This window comes from uncultured Campylobacter sp. (genome assembly GCF_938018145.1).
Classification (GTDB): Bacteria; Campylobacterota; Campylobacteria; order Campylobacterales; family Campylobacteraceae; genus Campylobacter_A.
Window position 1 is genome coordinate 1 of record NZ_CALIII010000444.1, and the last position, 2,831, is coordinate 2,831.

3 protein-coding genes are annotated in these 2,831 nt (G+C 46.1%); all 3 read left to right on the forward strand.

Annotated features, from left to right (window positions below; translation table 11 throughout):
- Positions 1–955 (forward strand): membrane protein insertase YidC (gene yidC / locus Q0338_RS10415; RefSeq protein WP_298086663.1); only part of this gene is annotated, 955 nt, incomplete at its 5' end.
- Entirely contained in the window at positions 955–2,097 is a 1,143-nt protein-coding gene (locus Q0338_RS10420; protein ID WP_298086664.1) for a Jag N-terminal domain-containing protein, read from the forward strand. The genes yidC and Q0338_RS10420, both read left to right, overlap by 1 nt.
- The coding region (locus tag Q0338_RS10425; RefSeq protein ID WP_298086665.1) for a GTPase at positions 2,094–2,831 on the forward strand (738 nt) is incomplete at its 3' end. The genes Q0338_RS10420 and Q0338_RS10425, both read left to right, overlap by 4 nt.

Below are 2,831 nucleotides of genomic sequence, written 5' to 3' on the forward strand. Positions count from 1 at the left end.
CTATACCGTCCACGGCGCACTACTTAAGCATAACGACGGTAAGCTAACTATCATCGAGGATGGCGACGTAGACGCGACTGAAAGCTTTAATAGCGTAAACATAGCCGCGGCTAGCGACAGATACTATACGGCTTTGTTTTTTAAATTTGACGGACTTTTAAATCCCGTAGTTTCAAAAGACGGCGCGGGAAATGCAGTGATATTCGTAAAAGGTGAGCAAAATTTTAAAGCTAAAGGCTACATCGGCGCCAAAGACCACGCGACTCTAAGTCAGATCAATGAGGAGCTCGTGGACGTCATCGAGTACGGCTGGTTTACCTTTATCGCAAAACCGATGTTTGCGTTTTTAAATTGGCTTTACGGCTACATCGGCAACTGGGGCTGGGCGATCGTCGTGCTAACGCTAGCTATCAGGATCGTACTTTTCCCTCTTACCTATAAAGGCATGCTATCGATGAACAAGCTCAAAGATCTAGCGCCGAAGGTAAAAGAGCTGCAAGCCAAATACAAAGGCGATCCGCAAAAGCTAAATATGCACATGATGGAGCTATATAAGAAAAACGGCGCGAATCCGATGGGCGGCTGCTTGCCGATACTTATGCAGATCCCGATTTTCTTTGCGATTTACCGAGTACTACTAAACGCGATCGAGCTAAAAGCTGCGCCGTGGATACTTTGGATACACGACCTTTCGGTTATGGATCCGTATTTTGTGTTGCCTATTTTGATGGGTGCGACGATGTTCCTTCAGCAAAAGCTAACGCCGACCACCTTTAGCGATCCGATGCAAGAAAAGATAATGAAATTTTTACCGCTTATCTTTACGTTTTTCTTTGTGACTTTCCCTGCGGGACTTACGCTTTACTGGTTCGTAAACAACGTCTGCTCGGTTGTTCAGCAAGTTTTTGTAAATAAACTCTTTGAAAAGCACAAGAAAGCCGAGGTAAAGGCCTAATGCGAATCGAAGCTGAAAATTTACAAGAGGCTTTTCAAAAGGCCGCCGAGGAGCTAAACTGCTCAGTCACCGAGCTTGATATCAAAATTTTACAAAACCCGAGTGCGGGATTTTTAGGATTTTTTAAAAAAACGGCGATCATCGAAGCCGTAAAAGAGGGCGCGCATAAGGAAGCAAAAAAAGCCCCTCAAGCCGCTCGCGAAAACGCTCATAAAGAAAACGGCGGCGAAAAAAAGAAGGAATTTAAGAAAAAAGAGAACTCTGGCGAAGAGCAAAATCATAAAAGCGAAAAGAAAAAAAATCATAAAAATCGCCACGAACATCACAAAAATCATGCGGCAAAGCAAAACGAAACGAGCGCGACAAATGAGCCTAAAGTCGAAGAAGCACAACCGCAAAAAGAGCCTCAGGTAAAAGAAAAAGAGCAGCACAAAAAAGAACAACCTAAAAAAGATAGCAGCAAAAACATCCTCGATCACTCGATCATCGATACCTTTAATAAAAACGACTTTTACGAAGGCGATGAAAAAACCGCAGCTGGCGAAAATTTAGGCTCGCGGGCATCTGTCGGCGATGCAAATTTGACGCAAGCCGTGCCAAATTTAGCTAAAAAAGAAAAACAAGACTCCCGAGCTGATCGAGCGCAGGCTCAAAAACAAAAAGATCAAAAACCAAAAGCCGACATCGACAAAGTCCTGCCTGAGATAAAGCAGGGCGTAGAGAAGCTTTTTGGCGGAAATTTCTTTACTATAAACAAGATAGACGTGCGTAAATTTGACGACGAGACCGTGATAGTCGAGCTTGACGGCGAGGATGCGGCGCTGCTCATCGGCAAGGAGGGCTACCGCTACAAGGCGATTTCGTATTTGCTCTATAACTGGATCAGTTCGAAATATGGCCTTGCAGTGCGCCTTGAGATCGCACAATTTTTGCAAAATCAAGAAGCCGCGATCGATCAGTATCTAAAAGGTATAATCGAGCGAGTGGAGGAGACGGGCAAGGCTAAAACCAAGTCTTTAGACGGCGTTTTGGTTAAGATCGCTCTTGAAAAACTGCGCGAAAAATTCCCCGACAAATACGTAAGCGTAAAGTCAAATAGCGACGGGCAGTTCGTAGTCGTGAACGACTTTATCAAAAAATGAACGAGACCATAGCCGCCGTCGCCACCGCACACGGCGTAGGCTCGATCTCCATCATCAGGCTAAGCGGCGCGGACGCCCTTGGCCTAGCTCTAAAACTCACCAAAATCACCTCTCTTGTTCCGCGTTACGCGACTCTAACTAAAATTTACGCTGAAGGCGAGCTCATCGACGAAGCCTTGCTTATTTACTTTAAGGCCCCACATAGCTTCACGGGCGAGGATGTGGTGGAGTTTCAGCTCCATGGCGGACTAGTGGTGGCAAATTTGATCCTAGGCGAGCTCATCAAAAACGGCGCCAGACTCGCGCGTGCAGGAGAGTTTAGCAAGCGCGCTCTCATAAACGGCAAGATGGATTTTAGCAAGATCGAGGCGATAAATTCGCTAATCAACGCAAAAAGCGAGGATAGCGTCAAAATCATCGCCCGCACGATGAGAGGCGATCTAGCTAAATTTGTGGATGAAATCCGCTCCGAGCTCGTAAAAACTCTGGCATTTGTGGAGACTAGCATCGACTACGCCGACGATGATCTGCCCGCCGACTTGCTAGAGAGCATTAGCCAAATGCTAAAGCAAAACAGCGCCAAACTAGATAAAATCGTCTCCATAAGCCAGAGCAGAAAAGGGCTGCTCGAGGGCTTTAAAATAGCTATAGTAGGCAAGCCAAATGTCGGCAAAAGCTCGATCTTAAACTCGCTTTTATCCTACGAGCGTGCGATCATTAGCGACGAAGCGGGC